This is a genomic window from Marinomonas algicola (genome assembly GCF_014805825.1).
In the GTDB taxonomy this organism is placed as follows: Bacteria; Pseudomonadota; Gammaproteobacteria; order Pseudomonadales; family Marinomonadaceae; genus Marinomonas; species Marinomonas algicola.
In genome coordinates, this window is the sequence record NZ_CP061941.1 from 3550280 (window position 1) to 3572736 (window position 22457).

Sequence of the window (22457 nt, forward strand, 5' to 3'; positions counted from 1 at the left end):
TTTATATTTAGCATGAAGAAATCTAGATAAGGTCGTTTGTTTTTGCTATAATGCGCGGCTTGCTATTTTCCCAAACGTATTTCAAACGATAGGTTGTCGAATGCCAGACACTCAACAGTCACGTCTCAAAGAGCTGATCGCTAAAGGTAAAGAACAGGGCTATTTAACCTTTTCCGAAGTTAATGATCACCTTCCTGATGACCTTTCTGACCCAGAACAGGTTGAAGAAATCATTGCCATGATCAATGACATGGGCATTGTGGTTTCTGAATATGCTCCTGATAAAGATAGCCTTATCATGGAAGAAGGTGATTCTACAGATGAAGCGGCGGCTGAAGAAGCGGCTGCCGCACTGGCCGCCGTTGAAGGCGATGTTACTCGCACAACAGACCCTGTCCGCATGTACATGCGCGAAATGGGGACAGTTGAACTGCTTACCCGAGCAGGAGAAATAGCCATTGCGAAGCGTATCGAAGAAGGTACTCGCGAAGTAATGTCGTCCGTTTCATACTACCCCGGTGCCGTCGATGTTCTACTTGATGCCTATGCAAAAGTTCAAGAAGAAGAAGGTCGTCTAAGCGATATATTTAGTGGTTTCATTGATGGTGACGGCGAAGAGCCGATTTTTGATGAGCCCGCTGTAGAAGAAGTTGAGCTCGAATCTGACGATGACGCTGTTGACGATGAAGATTCAGATGACGACGATGAAGAAGAGACAGAAAGCGGTCCAGATCCAGAAGAGACAGCACGTCGATTCAATGAAATTGAACGTGTTTATGCGGAACTAAACGTCTTACTTGAGACTCGCAACCGTCAAGACCCTCTAGTAAAAGAAAAGCAAGAAGAATTAAGCATCAACTTTGCACCCATCAAACTTGTGCCAAAAATGTTTGATGAACTTGTGCATCGTGTACGCTCACGCATGGACAAAGTACGAGACCAAGAGCGTAGTATCATGCACGTTTGCGTTCGTAAATCGCACATGCCAAGAACAGAGTTTTTAAAACGTTTTCCTGGTAACGAAACCAATACCGAATGGCTGGCTGAGCAAATCAATTCCGGTGCTCGCTACTCTGAAGGTCTGGTGGAAAATGAAGCTGAGTTTATGCGCAGTCAACGCAAACTCCGCAATATCGAAAAAGACAGCGGGTTAAGCATCGCTGAGCTAAAAGAAATCAATCGTCGTATTTCTATCGGTGAGACTCGTGCTCGTCGTGCAAAAAAAGAAATGGTTGAAGCCAACTTACGTTTGGTTATTTCGATTGCTAAAAAATACACTAACCGTGGCTTACAATTCTTAGATCTAATCCAAGAAGGTAACATTGGTTTGATGAAAGCCGTTGATAAATTTGAATACCGTCGCGGTTATAAGTTCTCTACTTACGCTACTTGGTGGATTCGACAAGCCATCACGCGCTCCATAGCAGACCAAGCTAGAACAATACGTATCCCCGTTCATATGATTGAAACAATCAATAAGCTGAACCGTATTTCTCGCCAAATGCTGCAAGAGATGGGGCGTGAAGCCACACCTGAAGAGCTTGCTGTTCGCATGGATATGCCTGAAGACAAAATTCGCAAGGTATTAAAAATCGCGAAAGAACCTATTTCAATGGAAACCCCTATTGGTGATGATGAAGACTCTCACTTAGGCGACTTTATTGAAGACGATGGGGCTGAATCTCCGATTGACACGGCCACCATTGAAGGTCTACGTGAAGCAACTACGTCAGTACTTTCAGGCTTAACCGCTCGTGAAGCAAAAGTGCTTAGAATGCGTTTTGGTATCGATATGAATACCGATCACACATTGGAAGAAGTTGGTAAACAATTTGATGTAACACGAGAACGTATTCGTCAAATTGAAGCGAAAGCACTTCGCAAACTCCGCCACCCTAGCCGCTCTGAACATTTACGCAGCTTCCTTGACGAATAGTCAAACTGGGCAATCTGTCTACTATAAAAACCGCCTCATGGCGGTTTTTTTTGCTCATCCAGTTGCTCCTACTATCATACATTCAGTCTATAAATTACAAATAAATAACAAACATTTTTACGCTTTTTACAAAACTGTCATAAACTTATTTCATATTAAATAAGCAAAGTGGTTGAGAGATCCGCTCTCGCCTGACGGCGGCTTTTATCGAGTTACATAATATGAAGGTCCATTAATTATCTAGAAAAGCACTTGTATTTAACCAGTCTTAGAGGTTGATCAATAAGAGCAACTTCTACAAGGGAGACGCATTATGGAAAAAATATACGTACTTGATACCAATGTTTTACTGCACGATCCGCTTGCGATATTTGCTTTTGGCGAACACAAAGTGGTTATCCCTATGACAGTATTAGAAGAGCTTGATGTCATCAAAGATCGTCGTGATAAAGACGTCAGTAGAGAAGCAAGAGTGGCGATTAATACCATTGACAGAATTGTTGGTCATGCCGCCCCCAAAGAGCTTCTGGAAGGCGTCCCTATTAATACTCACCCAAATACCACAAACGCTACAAACACCACACTACAAAGCCTTGGCAACCTAGCCATTTACCCTGATCAACAAATTGCTAAAATTGATAATGTGCCTTTTTTAAACAGCAATCACGACCATGCAAACGACAATCGTATTATTAATGTGGCTTTGAGCCTACAAGCCACTCAGCCAAGAGATAATGTCTGCTTGGTAACCAAAGACATCAACATGAGAATTAAAGCCAAAGGATCAGGCCTAGAGCGCGTTGAAGACTATCGAAAAGATAAGGTGCTCGACGATGTTGATCTTCTAAGCAAAGGTTATACTCATTTTTCTGGCAGCTTTTGGGACAGCATAGAAAAGGTTAAAACAGAGCAACATGGTAGGCACACTATCCACCTAATCCCAAAATATGCTATCGATCCATTCTACCCAAATATGTTCATTATCGACGATATGGACTTTGTCGGCTTTATTTGCAACATTGATGATAAACACATCTACCTTCTTGATATAAATAAACAAAGCTTAATGCATCAAAGCTTTTGGGGAATCCATCCGCGAAATCTAGAACAGGCGATGGCCTTCTATCTCCTGCGCCATGAAAACTCAGACTTAATGATTATGACAGGACCAGCAGGATCAGGAAAAACACTATTGGCTTTAGCTTACGCACTGCAAGTTACCATGGAGGAAAAACGGTTTAACAAAATCATTGTCGCTCGCTCTACACCGCCTATGGCGGAGGACATTGGCTTTCTACCAGGCACGGAAGAAGAGAAAATGGCGCCTTGGTTAGCCGCATTTGATGATAATTTAGAGATTTTGCATGGTGCAGATGAGCACTCATTCAGCAGCATTGATTATGTAAAACAGAAAGCCAATATTCAATTCAAGTCGTTAAACTTTATGAGGGGCAGGTCTTTTAATAACGCACTTATAATCATTGATGAAGCCCAAGGGCTCACACAATTTCAATTAAAATCCATTGTTACTCGTGTCGGCACAAACTCTCGAATTATTGTCCTAGGCAATCTAGCCCAAATAGATAATAAATACATAAATCCATTAACATCAGGGCTGACGTACTTAGTTGAAAAATGCAAAGTCTTTAATTACGCCAGTGTTATGCATGTCAATGGCATTGAAAGGAGCCGTTTAGCAGAATTTGCAGAAGAAAACCTGTAAGCTTATAAGAACACCTAAAACCATATAATGAAAAACCTCTGGGCGAATTCGCTCCAGAGGTTTATCTAGCAACATGACATTTAGATGGCCAGCATTAGGGCGTACTAACAATTCTAGATATCACTCACACGATTAGATAGCACTCGCTGATTTAGATAGTACTAACCGATTTAGATAGTACTCACCGATTTTGCTAACGCTGTAATTTCATCCCATTTCTGCGCTTTTACTAAATCTTTTGGTACGATCCAAGATCCACCAACACACAACACATTAGGTAACGCTAAATAATCACGAAAGTTTTTTTCACCAATGCCGCCAGTTGGGCAAAAACGAATATCAGGCAACGGGCCACCAAAGGCTTGTAACGCTTTGATACCACCGTTTACTTCAGCAGGGAAAAACTTAAAATGATCGTACCCATACTCCATACCCAATAAAATATCAGAGATAGTTGCTACAGCGGGTAAGTAAGGTACAGGGTATTCTTTACCCACTGCCAGCAAGTCAGCGGTCATACCTGGGCTAATAATAAACTGAGAGCCTGCTTCAATCGCTTTTATATATTGCTCACGACTGCATACTGTTCCCGCGCCCACAATGGCCTCAGGAACCTCTTTACGTAACGCGGTAATTGCCTCTAAAGCGGCGTCTGTACGCAACGTCACTTCCAATACTGGAACCCCTCCAGCCACTAACGCCTTTCCCAGTTGAACTGCTTCATCAACACTGTCTACCACAATCACAGGAACAACGGCTGTCGCGGTCATTACCTGTTCAGAAGTTAAATAAGTCGCCATATCATGATCCTAATAAGATGAGTTTGAGTGTTTAATAATCATGCCAATTTCTACCGTCTTTTATTGGCAGTGCCATCGATGCCGCAGGACCCCAAGAACCAGAAGCATACTCTTTTGGACGCTCGCTGGTTTGTCTCCAAGCCTCCATAATGCCATCCACCCATTTCCATGCGGCCTCTACTTCGTCGTAACGCATAAACAAAGTGGCATCATTGCGCATTACATCCAATAGCAAACGCTCATAAGCCTCTGGGCTACGCTTATTATTAAACGCTTCCGTTAGACTCAAGTTTAAATCTACAGGCTGAAGATTCATACCTTCACTTGCACCTGGCACCTTATTCATCACTGTTAAGGAAATTTTTTCTTCAGGTTGAAGACGAATAATTAGCTGATTTCTTTGTAGCTGACGGTTACTCTCATCACTAAAAATACTGTGTGGTACAGCTTTATACTGAATCACAATTTCAGAATAACGCTGCCCCAAACGCTTTCCTGTTCTTAAATAAAAGGGTACACCAGCCCAACGCCAGTTATCAATATCCGCTCTCAATGCGACAAAGGTCTCTGTACGGGACTCCGGTACACTGCCTTCTTCATCGAAGTATCCTTGTACCGATTTACCGTTAACAACACCTTTTGCATATTGACCACGTACCGTTTTGTTATAGGCATTGGCTCCAGAAATGGGTCTTAATGCTTTTAATACCTTAATTTTTTCATCACGAACCGAATCAGAATCCATTCGGCTAGGAGGCTCCATCGCCACTAAGCACAACAGTTGAATGAGGTGGTTTTGCACCATGTCTCGCAAAGCGCCAGCTTTATCGTAATAACCCCAGCGGCCTTCAACGCCAACCGTTTCCGAAACCGTAATTTGAATATTATCAATATGAGCACTGTCCCATAAAGGCTCAAACAAAGTATTGCCAAAACGAATAGCGAGTAGGTTTTGTACCGTTTCTTTACCTAAATAATGGTCAATACGGAACACTTGCGGCTCACTGAAATTCTGCATTACTTCAGTATTGATCGCTCTTGAAGAAATTAAATCCCTTCCAAGCGGCTTCTCTAATACCACACGCATACGTTCTTGATTCAAGCCATGCGTGGCCAAAGATGAACAAATTGAGCCAAATAAATCCGGTGATGTCGCCAAATAAAACACCACATCGCGATCACTATCGCCTACACCCTTATCATTAAATCGGGCAAAATCAGATGATTCCTGAGCATCAACAGAGACATAATTTAAGCGCTCTTTGAATCGAGACCAAGTCTCTTCATCATTAATACTTGAAGGAACGAACTCATCCAAGGCAGAACGAACTTTTATTTGATACTCTTCATCTGATATATCACGTCGAGATGCCCCAATAATTCTCGTAGTAGGAGCCAACAACCCATCCATATCAAGGTGATATAAAGCTGGCAACAATTTACGCATGGCCAAATCACCGCCACCCCCAAAAATTACTACGTCGCAGGCTTTCAAACTGGACTTATTCATTATGTTCTCCAAAAAATTAAGCGTTTACGACAACCCTATTCTTTCTATGACGGCTCAGCAGCCAAATAAGAGGCATAATTTGCGCACCCTATCAAACCTGGGTGCTCAGCCGTTACCACAAAGGTAGGTATTTTACCGACAAAATCAGACATACGCCCTTTATCTCTCATTGCTTGACGAAATCCGCTGAAGCCAAATAGCTCTATATACCTTGGGATAATACCCCCTACAATAAATACACCACCTCGTGATTCAACAGACAAAACCAAATCACCAACAACACGGCCTAGGTACACAAAAAACTGCTCTAATGCCGCCAGAGCAAGAGGGTCTTCTTTTTTACTCGCCTCCCCGATTTCTTCTGCGGTTAAGCGGATGTTTTGGCCATTTTGTTTCGCTAAAGCCTCATAAATATTTTCTAGCCCCATCCCGGATAGCACTCTTTCTGCCGATACTCGACGATGACGTTTGCGTAAAAAGTTCAAAATAAAATCTTCTTGAGGAGTGCAACTTGCCACATCAACATGCCCACCCTCTCCAGGTAAAACAATGTTCGCGTTTTGTTGCGGTACAACACAGGCCACTCCTAAACCAGTGCCCGGCCCAATAACCCAAGCAGGTGCACTTTTATCGATATCATCACCTGTGCCTACCTGAATATAATCTTTAGGCGTTAGCACTTCCATTGCATGTCCCATCGCATCGTAGTCATTCAAGAGAGCAACCCGCCTGTTTGCACCAAAGAAAGAGTCAACCTCTTCTTTAGTAAAGGTCCATGGGTTATTTGAAAACTGAATCACTTTTTGATTAACAGGCCCTGCGATCGCCAATACAACCACTGATATTTCACTTTCGGACAAAGAGGCGGTTGCTAAATATTTTGCCGCGGCCTCAAAAAAAGAAGCAAACTCTTTACAAGCAAACACGACAATTTCTTGGGGCTGATAGGTATTTAAGGGGACAAGTGCAAAACGGGCATTAGTTCCGCCTAAATCCGCAAGTAATGCATGGGACATAATAAGACCTTGAATAATTTAATGAAATTTTACAACAAACAAGACACCAAAAACACTCTTAATTTCTCTTTAAGGCGTATTTTTGTAATAAAATTACAGTCATCGTATTTTATTTAAAAATTTAAGAACTTTGGTAGGAACACTTCTTTTTCTATTATTTTTATAACTATAGAGGCGTTCGTCAGCCAGTTTCAGCAGTTGCTTATATGAACCAGGGTTATCTGAGTTCACACTGGCACCACCAAAACTAATGGTAATAGGAACCAGGTTTGTTTTGTAGCGTAGAGGATTAGACTGTAAATAATCGTGCAAGGTATTAGCGACCTCCAAAGCATGCTCTATGCTTTTACCGGGCAAAACAAAAACGAATTCATCACCAGCAAAGCGAAAGGCTAAGCCTTGCTTTTGCACGTACTTTAACATTCTTCTAGCAATGTACTCCAAAACTTCATCGCCGCAGTTGTGCCCTAATGTATCGTTAATGGCCTTAAAAGCATCACAATCGATAAAAACAGCGGTCAGGTCACGACCCGTTTGCTTAGAACGCGTAAACTCCCTTTCTAGCATCAGCTCTAGTTGACGACGATTAAGTAAGCCGGTAAGAGAGTCACGCGTTGCTAAATATTCTAATTTTTCCCTTGCGGTAACATTACTTAGGCAAATAGAGATTTTAATCGCTAATTGATCAAGTAAAAACGTATCTTTTGTTGCCGGATTGTAACGATCAACATTCGCATCGGCCTGACAAAACAATCCAACCAAAGCACCTTCGATAGTTAAAGGAGAGATGGCTACAGAGCTAACGATATCGCGGTAAGAAGCAGGAATAATTTCCCTACACGCTTGAATATTTTCATTAATAAGAACGGTTTTATTACCCGCTTTGATGATGTCAATCATGGCACTTCGTCGAGTAAATAAGACCCTATCCTTTAGGTCTGTGGTTTTTTCTAAACTTTCTATTAAATGAGACAAGGGTGCTTCATTAATTAAATTAACCCATACATAAGGTACATTAAATTGCTTTTGCACTTCTTTCGTCAACGTTGAAACAAACTGATCACAGCGCCCAATAGATAGAATACAACGCTCAATTTCAAAAAACTTAAGCGCAATACGCTCATTCTCTCTCACGTTTTCTATCAATTGCTGTATATCATGCATGTATTTAAATCCACGGTTACGAAAGGTAGAAATTGAAACGATCGCATCTACATTAGCGATGATCTTACATCGCTATTACCAGCCCATCTATCATTTATAGACTACATAATGCCTAAAAGCAGTAAAACCTTCCACTGTCATTCACTTAAAAAGTATGACACTTATTAAAGCATAATTTTCATACAAAGCCTGTTAATACTATTCGTTCAATTACGCTCTATGCGAATCTAATCACTCACGTCGAAAACATTAAAGAAATTAGCGGTTTACTCGATAACATAGTTATATCAATTAATTATGTTGGCCCAATGGATATTAGAAACATTGTCGAAACCCAGATAACCCATTCTACCCAAAAGGGTAAAGCGGTATCTGGCAACCCGCAATTTGCTCTATTAATGAGTCTTTTTTCACAACCTGGGCCGACGTTACAAAACACACCTGACAACTTATCTCATCACGAGGTTCATGCCATTAACAGACCGATTCGTTTCTCACACACTATCACCTCTAACCCCAGTGCAAATATTGCGTTACTAAAAGCCTTAGGGGAAGAACCCTTAGCTCAAGGTTTGAGTGAAGCTTACGATGCGGTTAAAAGCATTGAATCATTGCTACCGCCAACTCAAGCCTAAAAATAGCTTATTTATACGTTAATTCACATTCATTAAATAATGTATTCCATGCAAGAGCATGCCTTTTAGACGCCGTTTGATATTTCACCCATACAGAGTTTTTTTCAGTCATTGACCACTGACCAAGAAAGCGATTAAAAGCAACGGGTAAGGGTTGAGTTTTATTTCTAAGCTCATCTAATACGGGTAAAACATTGAATGCGACGGCATTTATTCTAGCAATGTAAGGCTGTATTTTTTCAATATAGTGAACTTTAAATTGCTGTTTTAAGAAGAGGATGGGCTTATCGCAGAACGTATCATCGGTGTTAATCTCTTCTAATGAAGTAGATATAAGGTTTAAATTCTCTGTGACCAAGGATAAGGTTTTCAGTAATTTACCCGCGTATTCACTTTCATAAATAATTTGAAAGTGCCCTTCTAGCGTTTCTGATTTTAATTGAGGCACTCGTTCTAAATTCTCTACTATATTTAACAAATAGGACAATGAATGTTGCAGAGATAAAAAAGAGGATTGATCTGGGGACATGGAAATTACCCCATTAGAAAGACTAAAGAAGGCGCCACTTTCTTTGCCCGCCCATAAACTGTTGGCGAAAGCATTCACTAATTCTGCTTTTTTTACATCACGTATGGAAAATAACTCACTCCTAAGAGTGTCTGACTCTATTTGACAGTGATCAATTGCTTGAATTAAATTCAGTTCATAAAGAAACCGCTGGCTATCCGGCATAACTTTACCCAGAATGCTGTTTCTCTGACCCACCAATGAACCGATACGGCATTGTTGTAACGATAAAAAATCCAAAATACTAATATCAAACTCCGTCAACTCTATTTTTCTTTCTCGTAACGGTGGAAGAGGAATCAGTTGTATTTTTTCACTTGATGGTTGAGAATCAAACCAGACTGATCGATTTAAACTCTTTTTATACTCGTCGAAACTGTGCTGAACTGAGTTTTGGTTCCCACACCCAAAAAGAAATAACGCACACACAAACACACATTTTTTATATAATTTTGTCACACTAAAAAACGCCTTTTTAGAGAGTGTAAAATTAACAGATCAAATAGAGACTTATATGGCACAAGATAACAACCCATTACATGGAATAAAACTAGAGCAAATTCTGCTGGAGCTTGAAGAGGCTCTGGGCTGGGAAGAAATGGCAATTAGAGTGCCTATTAACTGTTTTCAAAAAGACCCTAGCATAAAGTCTAGCTTAACATTTCTACGCCGTACTCAATGGGCAAGAGATAAAGTAGAGACCCTGTACTTAAACACCCTAGTAAATAAGTAATTTTCACTCACTTTAATCGAAAAAGAGTAAGCCATAGTGTGGCTTACTCTTTCAATAATGTAACGACGTTAGTCTAGGGAAGGTGCGAATAACAGGCTTTTATCCACATGCGAAGGCAAGAGGACGACTTATTGGCACCTTCTCTAATAGGATGTACGACGTTTAGCGATTTCTTCCGCTAATTCATCAAAGCTTTTTTCAGCTTGGAATTTTTGAAATAAAGCCTGTTCATTGTTCATTGAGGTCCTAAGCAATGCTTTTGAAATTGACTCAACACCAGCAGGGTCTAGTCCAACTAAAACAACAATACCACCCGTTGGGGTTGGCATTTGACGAATAATTTTCGAGCCAATGAGTGTTTGATCGGTAATTTGTTTCGTTACAGCTGTATTCACACGATCAATGGTTTCAGAATCCCCTGCACCGGTCGTTTCAGCGTATTGTTTGATCATATTTTCTATGTCTAGACTTAACACTTGTGCCAATTCCACTCGCGCGGCAGTAGACGCCATCTGCTTCATAAAGTTAGGCCCAGCCGCTGATTTATCGCTGTATCCTACAGCGGATAACTCGACACCTTCAATTGGCGCACCGCACACCCAGACAGGCGCTTCTACATTTGAACCGTCAGCGAATAGACATTCTGCAACAGACATATTTTCGGGTGTTGCACTGCATCCAGCTAAAACCAGAGCGCCACAAAATACTGTCGCTATAGTCGCCTTTATATTTTTAGCCATTGATTCTTCTCCTAAAAAACAACCTAAAATTATTAAATGACACACAATTATTATGCAAGATTAACAGTCATTTACAAAAAAGGCACCAATACATTGTATTGGTGCCTTTTATATTCGTTAAAAAAAGCGCTTATTCTGCCGCAGCAAAAGCGATTTTTTCTTCTTCTGTTACATCTTTCATAGACAATTTGATGCGACCACGTGCATCAACATCCAGCACTTTAACAATGACTTCTTGGCCTTCTTTCAAAAAGTCTGACACAGCGCGAATACGCTCATCAGCGATCTGAGAAATATGAACCAAACCGTCTTTGCCTGGTAAGATGTTTACAAATGCACCAAACTCAGCCAAGCGAGCCACCGTGCCTTTATAAATTTTATCTACTTCAGCTTCAGCCGTAATTTCATAAATACGAACTAGAGCGGCATCAGATGACGCTTTATCCGCCGCAAAAATACGCACAGTACCATCATCATCTAGATCGATAGACGCACCCGTTAATTCAGTGATAGAGCGAATTGTGGCTCCACCTTTACCAATAACATCGCGAATTTTTTCAGGATCAATCTTGATACTGGCCATAGAAGGCGCATTTGGAGACACTTCAGGGCGAGCATAACCAATCACGGTTGCCATTTCACGAAGAATGTGAACACGTGCATCGCGCGCTTGGCTTAATGCGATGTCCATAATTTCTTCGTTAATGCCTTCGATTTTAATGTCCATTTGAAGTGCCGTAATACCTTCAGAAGTACCGGCCACTTTAAAGTCCATATCACCAAGATGATCTTCATCGCCTAGGATATCAGTTAGTACAGCAAAGCCATCTTCTTCTTTAATTAGACCCATTGCGATACCCGCAACCGGTGCTTTAAGAGGAACACCTGCGTCCATCATAGACAAACTTGCACCACAAACAGAAGCCATTGAACTGGAGCCATTTGATTCTGTAATTTCAGAAACAATACGGATTGTGTATGGGAATTCGTCTTCACTTGGCAATACCGCCTGAACACCACGACGCGCTAAACGACCATGGCCAATTTCACGACGGCCAACACCACCCATACGACCACATTCACCAACAGAATATGGAGGGAAGTTGTAGTGCAACATAAAGCTGTCTTTACTTTCGCCAGTCAAACCGTCCGTCATTTGTGAATCACGACTTGTACCGAGTGTACAAGTGGCAATAGCTTGTGTTTCACCACGAGTAAACAAAGCAGAACCGTGAGTTTTGCTTAATAAGCCAACTTCTACATTAATTGGGCGAACTGTTTTATTGTCACGACCATCGATACGAGGTTGACCATCGATAACACGACGGCGAACAGTACGTTTTTCCAATTTGGCAAAAGCGCCTGTTACATCCGCTTCTGTCAACTCACCTTCTTCGGTAACCATCGCGGCAACAGCGGCATCACGCACTTCACCTAACTTAGTGTAGCGCGCCATTTTTTCGCTAATGCCATACGCTTCTTCAACTTGTGCGGCATAACCTGTTTCTAATGCTTCTTTTAAAGAAACGTTTACCGCATCCGCTTCCCATTCCCAACGAGGCTTACCCGCTTCAGCGGCAAATTCAGCCACCGCCGAAATAGCGACTTGCATTTCTTTATGGGCAAAAAGAACCGCACCTAGCATTTCATCTTCAGTTAATTCTTGTGCTTCAGATTCAACCATTAAGACCGCGTCTTTAGTACCAGCCACAACCATGTCTAGTAAAGAAGAATCTAAATCACTGTAGCTTGGGTTTAAGATGTAACCTGATTCATCATTAAAACCAACACGTGCCGCACCAATCGGTCCATTAAATGGAATACCCGATATTGTTAGTGCCGCCGACGTTGCAATCATGGCCGCGATATCCGCATCTAAGTTCGTGTTTGTTGACATAACAGTACAAACAACTTGAACTTCATTCATGAACCCTTTAGGGAACAATGGACGAATTGGACGGTCGATCAAACGAGAAGTTAACGTTTCTTTTTCAGAAGGACGGCCTTCACGCTTTAAAAAACCACCAGGGATTTTACCTACAGCGTAAGCACGTTCTTGGTAGTGAACGGATAATGGAAAAAAATCTTGACCCGCTTTTGCTGATTTCGCACCGACAACAGTAGCAAGTACTTGTGCATCACCAATAGTACAAAGAACAGCACCCGTTGCTTGACGTGCAATTCGACCTGTTTCTAAAACAACAGTATCGTTACCAAATTGAAAAGTTTTTGTCGTAATACTCACATATATTCCTTTTAAAAATTTAAATGGATTGATCCCAAAGACAATCTTTTTAAGCCAGTACTCAAATTATTTCTTTTATCGTGTTGAACTCTTTTTGGCCCAACAAAAAACAATATGAAGTACAGGCTGCCCTCTGGGAGGTCAATAAAGAAAGGCCATAGTAAACTATGGCCTTTATAAAGTCTTAGCGACGTAGACCTAGTTTTTTAATCAAACCAGTGTAACGTGCTGCATCTTTACGTTTTAGGTAATCCAACAACTTACGACGTTGGTTTACCATACGGATTAAACCGCGACGAGAATGATGGTCATGGATATGAGATTTGAAGTGACCTTGTAGGCCTTCAATGTTCTTAGTCAATAACGCAACTTGAACTTCTGGTGAACCAGTATCGCCTTCAGCCACTTGAAACTCTTTTACCAATGCTGCTTTTGCTTCTGCAGTCAAAGCCATAATCTTATCTCCAATTATAATATGCTATTAATAATATAGGATGTCCGAGCATATTTTCAGCCACCCTAAGTGTTGGATTATATCACTATGTTTAGGTCAATTCACTTGTATTAATCAAACGATGGGGCTTAATTAAACCCCCTTTAATTGAGCCTAAACCAAGAAAGCGCTTATCTACTTCTGAAAATAAACGAATCAAATCAAGATCTAAAAATACATGGTCAACGGATACGGCTCGACCAAATAAGATATCGCGAGTCTGTGACTCTGATAAAGACATCGCCGGTAAATAATCAACGGCCGAGTCCATTGGCAAAAGACACTCATCCAAAGCCTCTTCACCACCTGTCTCAAGCAATGATTCAAATGCATCCAAAGACATCATCCTTTCTGGAGAGTAGGATGCAGAGGAAACTCTATGCAGAGAATCTAAATGTCCGCCACACCCTAGGGCCTCACCAATGTCTTCCCCAATGGTTCTAATGTATGTTCCTTTGGAACACGAAATATCCAAAGTCAAGGAGTCATCCGTTCGCTCTAGCACCGTTAAATTACTAATATGAACGGAACGTCGCTTACGCTCAATAACAATGCCCTGCCGTGCGTATTCATACAAAGGTTTGCCTTCATGCTTTAAAGCCGAATACATTGGAGGGATTTGCTCTATGTCACCACGAAAACGGTCCAGTAGTATTTCAAGATCATTATCAGAAATGGATGGCACAGGCTCTTGTGTCAGAATATCACCTTCTTTGTCGCCCGTTGTTGTACGAACACCTAAAGAAATGCGAGTCTGATAGCGTTTATTGGAATCCAATAAAAATTGAGAAAACTTAGTTGCCTCACCAAAGCAAAGCGGCAACATACCAGTGGCTAGAGGGTCTAGCGCACCAGTATGACCTGCTTTTTCGGCTCGAAATAAACGCCGAATACGTTGTAATGCTTGGTTTGAACTAAGTCCTAAAGGTTTGTTTAATAGCACAATGCCATTAACAGTACGCCACTTAGTTTTTGCCATTAACGACCTTATTTATCATCACTGTCTAGGTGCGAATTATCAGCACGAACGGCTTCATCAATCAGAGCTGACATACGTGCACCATTCAACACACTATTATCATAATGAAAACGCAAGTGTGGCATAATTCGTAGTTTTACTTCTTGAGATAAACGACGACGCAAAAAGTTTTTAGCACTGTCCAAGGCAACTTGGTTTTCGGCTAACTTTTCTGGTTTATCGTCCATCCCCAAGACGGTGTAATAAATATCAGCATAGCCTAAATCTTTTGCGACCCTAACTTCATTAATAGTTACTAAACCCAGTCTTGGATCTTTTACTTCGAATTGGATGATAGAAGCCAGCTCCTTTTGGAGCTGGTCACCAATCCGACTAGTACGACTAAATTCGCCTGCCATGATCTAATCCTATTAAAGTGTACGAGCCACTTCGATGGTTTCAAAGACTTCGATTTTGTCGCCTTCTTTAACATCGTTGTAGTTCTTAACACCGATACCACATTCCATACCTTGACGAACGTCATTTACAGCGTCTTTAAAGCGACGCAAGGATTCAAGTTCACCTTCATAAATCACAACGTTGTCACGTAATACTCGGATTTGCTTGCTACGATAAACCGTTCCATCAAGAACCATACAGCCAGCAATCAAACCGAATTTAGGTGAGCGGAATACGTCACGAACTTCAGCTGTACCCAAGATCTCTTCGCGTAAATCAGGAGATAACATACCTGAAAGTGCTGATCTAACATCGTCAATGATGTTATAGATAATGCTGTAGTAACGAAGATCTACGCTTTCACGTTCGATGAATTGCTTCGCCGATGAGTCAGCACGCACATTAAAGCCGAAGATAACCGCATCAGACGCTAATGCTAATGAAGCGTCAGTTTCAGTAATACCACCCACACCATTAGAAATAATGTTTACGCGTACTTCGTCTGTACTTAGGTCATTCAAAGATTTGATCAAGGCTTCTAAAGAGCCACGAACATCCGCTTTGATAACCACATTCAATGTACGAACTTCATCTTTACCCATTTCTGAGAATAAGTTTTCAAGTTTCGCAGAGTGTTGGCGAGCAAAGCGTATTTCACGGTATTTACCTTGGCGGAAGTTAGCCACTTCACGAGCTTTACGCTCATCCGCAACAACAATAAATTCTTCACCCGCTTCAGGCGTGCCATCTAGGCCAAGAATCTCTACAGGAATCGATGGTCCAGCTTCTGAAATTGGCTTACCATTTTCATCTAGCAAGGCACGTACACGACCCATTTGTAGACCGGCAAGGACAATATCCCCTTTACGTAAAGTACCGTTTTGAACCAATAAAGTAGCCACTGAACCGCGACCTCGATCAAGACGTGACTCAACAACAACACCTTTACCAGGAGAACTTGGCACAGCCATCAATTCCAACACTTCAGATTCAAGCAATACGGCTTCTAAAAGCGCCTCAATGCCTTCACCTGTTTTAGCCGATACACCAATAAATTGAATGTTGCCGCCCCACTCTTCAGGAACGACTTCTTTCGCTACCAATTCGTTTTTAACGCGATCAATGTCTGCACCGTCTTTATCTATCTTAGTGATAGCCACAACCATTGGAACGCCAGCCGCTTTAGCATGCTGAATCGCTTCTTCAGTTTGAGGCATTACACCGTCATCGGCCGCACACACAAGAATAACGATATCCGTCGCTTTCGCACCACGTGCACGCATGGCCGTAAAGGCTGCGTGTCCAGGAGTATCCAAGAAACTGATCATGCCATGTGGCGTTTCAACATGGTAAGCACCAATATGCTGCGTAATACCACCCGATTCACCCGCTGCAACACGCGTTGTACGAATGTAATCAAGTAGAGACGTTTTACCATGGTCAACATGGCCCATAACCGTCACAACTGGCGCACGTTTAATGGATTCACCTTCATAATCAATCGCTTCAATCATGTCGTTTTCGACAGCATTTTCATCGATGTATTTTACTTTATGGCCCATTTCTTCAATAACAAGAGTGGCGGTATCGCGATCGATTGTTTGGTTAATAGTCGCCATAGCGCCCATTTTAAACATGATTTTAATAACTTCAGCGCCTTTTACAGACATTTTCTCTGCCAGGTCAGCCACAGTAATACTTTCAGGAATGGCGACTTCATGAATCATTGGAGCCGTAGGTTTTTGGAAACCATGTTCTTGTTTCGTAGGTTTCTTGCGTTTCAGCTTACCGCGACGACCAAATTCGTCATCACCAGATAAATTGATTTTATTTGAACGCTTGTTGTCTGAGTTGTAGCGTCCTTTTGGCTTATTATCTTGTTTAGCAGCGCCTTTTTTACCTTTAGAAGCCGAATCATTGTCACCGGTTGGCGCGCTTACTTTTTTCGATGCTGGCTTAGGTTTTTTAACTGTTTCCACGGGCTCGTCCGCTCCTATTTTGGAGATGTACGTCTCCGGTGCATTACTTACTTCAGATTGAGATACCGCTTTTTGGGTTTCTAATCTCGCTTTTTCTTCTGCTTCAGCTTTTTCTTTAGCTGCCGCTGCTTTTCTTTCAGTTTCCGCTTTTTCTGCCGCCGCTTTTTCCGCTTGCAACTCCGCTTCTTTACGAGCGGCTTCTTCCGCTAAAAGACGATCTTCTTCCGCTTTACGCTTCTCTAACAACTCTTGCTGCAGATCTTCATCACCATCGTTACGTTTAACATAGGTGCGTTTCTTACGAACTTCAACATTAACGGTTTTATTGTCACCGCCTTTCAGAGTGCTGGTCTTTTTTCGCTGCAATGTAATACGCGTAGACCCTTCATTTTGCTCACCATGTGAACGTTTTAAATGATTCAATAATACCTGTTTTTCAGCTTCAGATACTTCTTGCTCTCCACCAGAATGAGGAAGACCAGCTTCCTTCATCTGAGTAAGAAGCTTCTCGACTGGCGTATTGACCAATTCGGATAGTAATTTTACGGTTTGAACTGTCATTAAGTTCCCCCTTTCCACTCAGATTATTCGGATTCAGCAAACCAAGGTGCACGTGCTGTCATTATTAGTGCCGAGGCGCGCTCTTCACTCATTTCTTCAATGTCAATCAAGTCATCAACAGATTGCTCCGCCAAATCTTCCATCGTGATTACACCTTTTGATGCCAAGACAAGCGCTAAGTGATTGTCCATCCCTTCCATTTCTAAAAGGTCAGCGGCTGGTTTTGCTTCATCCAACTGTTCTTCCGCTTGAAGAGCGATATTTAATAGAGCTTCTTTTGCACGCGTACGCAATTCATTAACAAGATCTTCGTCAAAATCATCGATATCCAACATCTCTTCCATTGGCACATACGCAATTTCTTCTAACGTGGCAAAGCCTTCATTCGCTAATTGCTCAGCTAAATCATCATCAATATCTAAGTGCTGAACAAAAAGATCAATCAACTTATTAGATTCTTCTTGCTGCTTAGCAACAGCGTCTTCGCTCGTCATGACATTTAACGTCCAACCAGTTAAAGCGGATGCCAAACGCACATTTTGCCCATTACGGCCAATAGCTTGAGCTAAATTATCGGCATTAACAGCCACGTCCATAGAGTGTGTATCTTCATCAATAACGATAGAATCCACTTCAGCTGGCGCCATTGCATTAATAACCAATTGAGCCGGATTATCATCCCACAAAACGATATCTACACGCTCGCCATTCATCTCATTTGATACCGCTTGTACACGTGCTCCACGCATGCCTACACAAGCACCAATTGGATCAATTCTGCGGTCGTTAGTTTTAACCGCAATTTTTGCGCGTAAACCTGGATCACGAGCCGCACCACGAATTTCGATTACTTCTTCAGAAATTTCCGGTACTTCTAAGCGAAAAAGCTCAATTAGAAAAGAAGAGTGGTTACGAGTTAATACTAATTGAGCACCACGACCTTCGTCGCGAATTTCAAGAAGCAACGCACGAATTCTATCGTTAATACGGAATGTCTCACGCCCAATTAATTGATCTTTTGGAATAACGGCTTCAGCGTTTTCACCTAAATCAACAATTAAACTGTCACGTGTTACTTTCTTAACTTGACCGTGGACAAGACGACCCACTTTCTCAGCATAACGAGCAACCATTTTTGCACGTTCAGCTTCTCGAACTTTCTGGACGATTACCTGCTTTGCAGTTTGTGCGGCTATGCGACCAAATGATTCAGACTCAATCTCTTCTTCGTAGAATTCTCCAATTAAAATAGGAAGATTACGTTCTTCCATATCATCAATTGTTAATTCATTTACTGGATCGGAGTAATCTTCGTCAGCCACAATCGACCATTGACGGAATGTTTTATAGTCGCCAGTACGCTGATCGATTGAAACTCGAATCAATACTTCCTCTGTAAAACGGCGCTTTGCCGCACTTGCCAGGGCGATTTCAACCGCTTCAAAAATGACTTGCTTAGGCACATCTTTTTCATTTGAAACAGCTTCAACAACCAAAAGAATTTCTTTACTCATTCCTTTTAGCCTCTCTTAAAAAAGTTAAATATTAAAATTGTGGAACCAAATTTGCTTTTTCAATCAAATCGATCGGCAAAAGGTATTCTTCTTGATCAACACGAACGACCACATCATCATTTTCAAGGGACGTTAACTGCCCTTTAAATTTACGGCGCCCATCAAATGGAACGCGTAAACGAAGCGAAATAATGGATCCAATGTATTTTTCATATTGACTTAAATTAAACAGAGGTCGGTCCAACCCAGGTGAAGAAACCTCTAGGTTATATTCACCTGTTATCGGGTCTTCAACATCTAAAATAGAGCTAACTTGACGACTTACTTTTGCACAATCATCAACGCCGATGCCACTCTCAAGATCTGTTTCAATAAAAATCCTCAATACGGAATCTTTACCTTGAGCAAGGTATTCCATCCCCCAAAACTCATACCCCAAGCCTTCAACAACTGGGCGAATCAGATCTTCTAACACGGTATATTTTCCAGACAATCACTTTCTCCGAAAACCAACTAAATTCAGAAACAAAAAACGGGCTCTAGGCCCATTTATTCATAGTATAGATAATAAAAAACCCCATATAGGGGCTCTTAATTCGAAGGTTAATCGTAAAATCCCCCTTCGTCATAAATATAAATAAACCACAAAGATTATTCATTGCAATTTACTTAGCTAGCAAACCTGAACAAATCAGATTTAACAAATAATCTTGTGCGGTATTATACACAAAATATACAACTTTACAAATGGTACCGATGGCCGGACTCGAACCGGCACAGCCTTAGGCCACCACCCCCTCAAGGTGGCGTGTCTACCAATTCCACCACATCGGCACAATAACCTTATTAACAACCAAGGTTTTCACTAATACTAATTTACAGCGGGTAAATCAGTATTTTCATTCGCTTGATTTGTCTCAAGCTGAGGAATATCGACAGAACCTGTATCTTCAACAGCCGCAGGAAGAAAGTCAACAGCGCCTGAAATATTATTTGCTTTCTCACTTGCAACAAAAGCCAGAGCAAAGCTAGTCAAAAAGAAAACCAAGGCAATCAGCGCCGTTAAACGACCAAAGAAACTGCCACCACCATGACTACCAAACACGGTTTGAGACGCACCACTACCGCCACCAAAAGACGCTCCAGCATCCGCACCCTTACCTTGCTGAAGAAGCACAAGAGCAACAATCGCAATAGCAGCCAATACGTGAACAATTAAAATTATGTTTTCCATTATATCAACCTGCGGATTTAATAATACCAACAAACTCTTCAACTATGAGAGATGCTCCACCAACTAATGCACCATCAATATCAGGCATTGAGAACAGCTCTTCACTGTTGTTGGCTTTAACACTTCCACCATAGAGAATTTGAACTTTTTCAGCTATCTCAGCATTCTGAGTTGCTATATGTTTTCTTACAAACTCATGCACATCTTGAGCCTGTTGAGCCGTAGCCGATAACCCTGTACCAATAGCCCATACAGGTTCGTAAGCAACGACTACTTTTGCAAAACTGGAAACACCAATTTCATTTAAAACGGCATTAATTTGATTTGCGCACACGACCAAGGTCTGCTCTGCTTGTCTCTCTTCAAGAGATTCACCAATACATAAAATAGGTGTCAAACCTGACTCAAGTATCGCTTTCGTTTTTTCAGCAACAACGTGATCCGTTTCACCATAATAAGTACGTCTTTCAGAATGCCCTACCAAGACATACTCTACAGATAAATCCTTCAACATAGTGAGTGATGTTTCACCTGTATAAGCTCCGGATAAATACTGAGAAGCATTTTGTGCCGCTAACGATACGCCAGTACCTTTAACTAAACCACTAACTTGAGATAAATAAGTAAATGGCGGCGCAACAATCACAAGAGCGTTTTCTGACTCAATTTCTGCAAGCACTCCATCCAAAAGCCGTTCATTAGTCTCTAATGAACCGTTCATCTTCCAGTTTCCTGCTACAATTTTTTTACGAGTCATATCTACACCCTTAAATTTGAGGCGCTCATTTTAAGGAAAGGAGCGCTGAGTTTCAAGCATTAGTTAACAGCTTTTCAAAATGAAACGCGCTCAATCGTCTAAATCGACCACTTTATCTACTTCGCCTGCCAGATAGGTAATCAACTCATCGACAACAGTAGAATCTCTTCCTTCTACCATAACCCTAATTAAAGGCTCAGTCCCTGAGGCTCTCAACAAAACGCGCCCTAAACCATTTAGCTTTTCATTTGCAACGGCGATGGCCTTTTGTAAAGCCGGAACTTCGGTCGGTTCAAAGCGTTTCTTAACGCGAATATTTTTCAGTTTTTGAGGGAATTTTGTCAAACCAGCCAACAGCTCATCCAACCCCTTCTCTTCTTCCACCATAGCCTGAAGCACTTGTAACGCGGCGACAATACCGTCTCCAGTTGTCGTAATGGAGCGACAAACGATATGACCTGACGGCTCTCCACCCAAACTCCAACCATGCTGAGTAAGCTTCTCATTCACATAACGATCGCCAACCGCAGCACGACTAAAACCAATCCCTTCTTTAGAAAAAGCCAGTTCGAGACCAAAATTGCTCATTAACGTCCCAACAACCCCTCCGCTAAAACGACCTGTTTTCATTAAATGCGTCGCTATAATGAAAAGAATGTCGTCACCATCACGAACGTTACCAAACTTATCCACCAAGATCAGTCGGTCTCCGTCCCCATCAAGTGCAATACCGATATCAGCCTTCTCAGAAAGCACTTTTGCCTGCATTAATTCAGGTTTGGTCGCACCACTGTGCTCGTTAATATTAAAACCATCAGGTGTAACACCTAGAGGAATAACATCAGCACCAAGCTCATTAAAAACGCGAGGGGCAACATGATAGGTAGCGCCATCCGCGCAATCAACAACGATTTTTAGGCCCACTAACTTCAGACCTATTGGAAAGGTGCCTTTGCAATACTCAATGTAACGACCAGCGGCATCATCAATGCGTTTCGCACGACCAATTAGGCTTGATTCCACTACCTCCAATGGTTGATCAAGATAATATTCAATCAACTCTTCCAACTCATCAGAGAGCTTAGTCCCTTCAGAGGAAAAAAATTTAAAGCCATTATCTGTATGGGGGTTATGAGAGGCACTAATAACAATCCCCGCGCTGGCTCGAAACGTCCTGGTCAAATAAGCGATTGCTGGCGTCGGCATTGGCCCCACTAAGCGAACATCGACTCCGGCCGCAACAATGCCAGATTCAAGAGCGGATTCAAACATGTAGCCCGAAATTCGAGTATCCTTACCGATTAAAATTTTCTTACCTTGGTCTTTGAAAACTTTCCCTGCGGCCCAACCCAACTTTAAAATGAACTCGGGGGTAATTGCACCTTCACCTACACGACCTCGAATGCCGTCCGTACCAAAATATTTACGCATA

At 41.7% G+C, this 22457-nt stretch carries 20 protein-coding genes and 1 tRNA gene; 4 read left to right on the forward strand and 17 right to left on the reverse strand.

Going from position 1 to position 22457, the window contains the following annotated elements; translation table 11 throughout:
• The first annotated feature begins 100 nt into the window (after window positions 1-100).
• Both rpoD and IEZ33_RS16240 read left to right on the forward strand, forming a co-directional pair.
• Window positions 101-1936 (forward strand): RNA polymerase sigma factor RpoD, encoded by a 1836-nt coding sequence (rpoD, locus tag IEZ33_RS16235; RefSeq protein ID WP_191601058.1) that lies wholly within the window; start codon window positions 101-103, stop codon window positions 1934-1936.
• A 313-nt stretch (window positions 1937-2249) separates the two neighbouring features.
• A complete protein-coding gene (locus tag IEZ33_RS16240) occupies window positions 2250-3659 on the forward strand; it encodes a PhoH family protein (RefSeq protein ID WP_191601059.1) in 1410 nt (469 codons plus the stop codon).
• A 170-nt stretch (window positions 3660-3829) separates the two neighbouring features.
• Here IEZ33_RS16240 and IEZ33_RS16245 read toward each other — a convergent pair whose 3' ends face one another.
• The 4 genes from IEZ33_RS16245 to IEZ33_RS16260 all read right to left on the reverse strand — a co-directional run bounded on the left by IEZ33_RS16245 (window position 3830) and on the right by IEZ33_RS16260 (window position 8149).
• Window positions 3830-4459 (reverse strand): bifunctional 4-hydroxy-2-oxoglutarate aldolase/2-dehydro-3-deoxy-phosphogluconate aldolase, encoded by a 630-nt coding sequence (locus tag IEZ33_RS16245; RefSeq protein ID WP_191601060.1) that lies wholly within the window; start codon window positions 4457-4459, stop codon window positions 3830-3832.
• Window positions 4460-4490: 31 nt separating this feature from the next.
• Window positions 4491-5969: a glucose-6-phosphate dehydrogenase gene (gene zwf / locus IEZ33_RS16250; RefSeq protein ID WP_191601061.1), complete on the reverse strand. Its 1479-nt coding sequence runs from the start codon at window positions 5967-5969 to the stop codon at window positions 4491-4493.
• 44 nt (window positions 5970-6013) lie between these two features.
• Window positions 6014-6985 carry a glucokinase gene (gene glk, locus IEZ33_RS16255; RefSeq protein ID WP_191601062.1) on the reverse strand — a complete coding sequence of 324 codons (972 nt, stop codon included), beginning with the start codon at window positions 6983-6985 and terminating at the stop codon, window positions 6014-6016.
• 99 nt (window positions 6986-7084) lie between these two features.
• A complete protein-coding gene (locus IEZ33_RS16260) occupies window positions 7085-8149 on the reverse strand; it encodes a diguanylate cyclase (RefSeq protein WP_191601063.1) in 1065 nt (354 codons plus the stop codon).
• Window positions 8150-8457: 308 nt separating this feature from the next.
• Between IEZ33_RS16260 and IEZ33_RS16265 the strand changes: the two genes are divergently transcribed.
• Window positions 8458-8784: a hypothetical protein gene (locus tag IEZ33_RS16265; RefSeq protein WP_191601064.1), complete on the forward strand. Its 327-nt coding sequence runs from the start codon at window positions 8458-8460 to the stop codon at window positions 8782-8784.
• A gap of 7 nt (window positions 8785-8791) precedes the next feature.
• On the opposite strand, the gene IEZ33_RS16270 is transcribed toward IEZ33_RS16265, so the two are convergent.
• Window positions 8792-9811 carry a DUF3080 family protein gene (locus IEZ33_RS16270; RefSeq protein WP_191601065.1) on the reverse strand — a complete coding sequence of 340 codons (1020 nt, stop codon included), beginning with the start codon at window positions 9809-9811 and terminating at the stop codon, window positions 8792-8794.
• A gap of 55 nt (window positions 9812-9866) precedes the next feature.
• Between IEZ33_RS16270 and IEZ33_RS16275 the strand changes: the two genes are divergently transcribed.
• Window positions 9867-10085, forward strand: coding sequence for a VF530 family DNA-binding protein (locus tag IEZ33_RS16275; RefSeq protein ID WP_191601066.1), 219 nt, complete (start codon window positions 9867-9869; stop codon window positions 10083-10085).
• Between the two features lie 143 nt (window positions 10086-10228).
• On the opposite strand, the gene IEZ33_RS16280 is transcribed toward IEZ33_RS16275, so the two are convergent.
• From IEZ33_RS16280 to glmM, 12 genes are all read right to left on the reverse strand, one after another.
• Entirely contained in the window at window positions 10229-10825 is a 597-nt protein-coding gene (locus IEZ33_RS16280; protein WP_191601067.1) for an LPP20 family lipoprotein, read from the reverse strand.
• A gap of 130 nt (window positions 10826-10955) precedes the next feature.
• The gene (pnp, locus tag IEZ33_RS16285; RefSeq protein ID WP_191601068.1) at window positions 10956-13070 is read right to left on the reverse strand and encodes a polyribonucleotide nucleotidyltransferase; all 2115 of its coding nucleotides are present in this window, start codon (window positions 13068-13070) and stop codon (window positions 10956-10958) included.
• Window positions 13071-13254: 184 nt separating this feature from the next.
• Window positions 13255-13524, reverse strand: coding sequence for a 30S ribosomal protein S15 (rpsO, locus tag IEZ33_RS16290; protein ID WP_191601069.1), 270 nt, complete (start codon window positions 13522-13524; stop codon window positions 13255-13257).
• 91 nt (window positions 13525-13615) lie between these two features.
• Window positions 13616-14542, reverse strand: a complete 927-nt coding sequence (gene truB, locus IEZ33_RS16295; protein WP_191601070.1) for a tRNA pseudouridine(55) synthase TruB — start codon at window positions 14540-14542, stop codon at window positions 13616-13618.
• 8 nt (window positions 14543-14550) lie between these two features.
• Window positions 14551-14940, reverse strand: a complete 390-nt coding sequence (gene rbfA / locus IEZ33_RS16300; protein WP_191601071.1) for a 30S ribosome-binding factor RbfA — start codon at window positions 14938-14940, stop codon at window positions 14551-14553.
• A gap of 12 nt (window positions 14941-14952) precedes the next feature.
• Window positions 14953-17520, reverse strand: a complete 2568-nt coding sequence (infB, locus tag IEZ33_RS16305) for a translation initiation factor IF-2 (RefSeq protein ID WP_191601072.1) — start codon at window positions 17518-17520, stop codon at window positions 14953-14955.
• Window positions 17521-17543: 23 nt separating this feature from the next.
• A complete protein-coding gene (gene nusA, locus IEZ33_RS16310; protein ID WP_191601073.1) occupies window positions 17544-19034 on the reverse strand; it encodes a transcription termination factor NusA in 1491 nt (496 codons plus the stop codon).
• A gap of 31 nt (window positions 19035-19065) precedes the next feature.
• Complete coding sequence (rimP, locus tag IEZ33_RS16315; RefSeq protein WP_191601074.1) at window positions 19066-19527, reverse strand: ribosome maturation factor RimP; 462 nt, start codon at window positions 19525-19527, stop codon at window positions 19066-19068.
• 255 nt (window positions 19528-19782) lie between these two features.
• A tRNA-Leu gene (locus IEZ33_RS16320) sits at window positions 19783-19868 on the reverse strand.
• Window positions 19869-19905: 37 nt separating this feature from the next.
• Window positions 19906-20268, reverse strand: coding sequence for a preprotein translocase subunit SecG (gene secG, locus IEZ33_RS16325; protein ID WP_191601075.1), 363 nt, complete (start codon window positions 20266-20268; stop codon window positions 19906-19908).
• Window positions 20269-20272: 4 nt separating this feature from the next.
• The gene (gene tpiA, locus IEZ33_RS16330; RefSeq protein ID WP_191601076.1) at window positions 20273-21025 is read right to left on the reverse strand and encodes a triose-phosphate isomerase; all 753 of its coding nucleotides are present in this window, start codon (window positions 21023-21025) and stop codon (window positions 20273-20275) included.
• 90 nt (window positions 21026-21115) lie between these two features.
• Window positions 21116-22456 (reverse strand): phosphoglucosamine mutase, encoded by a 1341-nt coding sequence (glmM, locus tag IEZ33_RS16335; RefSeq protein ID WP_191601077.1) that lies wholly within the window; start codon window positions 22454-22456, stop codon window positions 21116-21118.
• Window position 22457 lies beyond the last annotated feature (1 nt).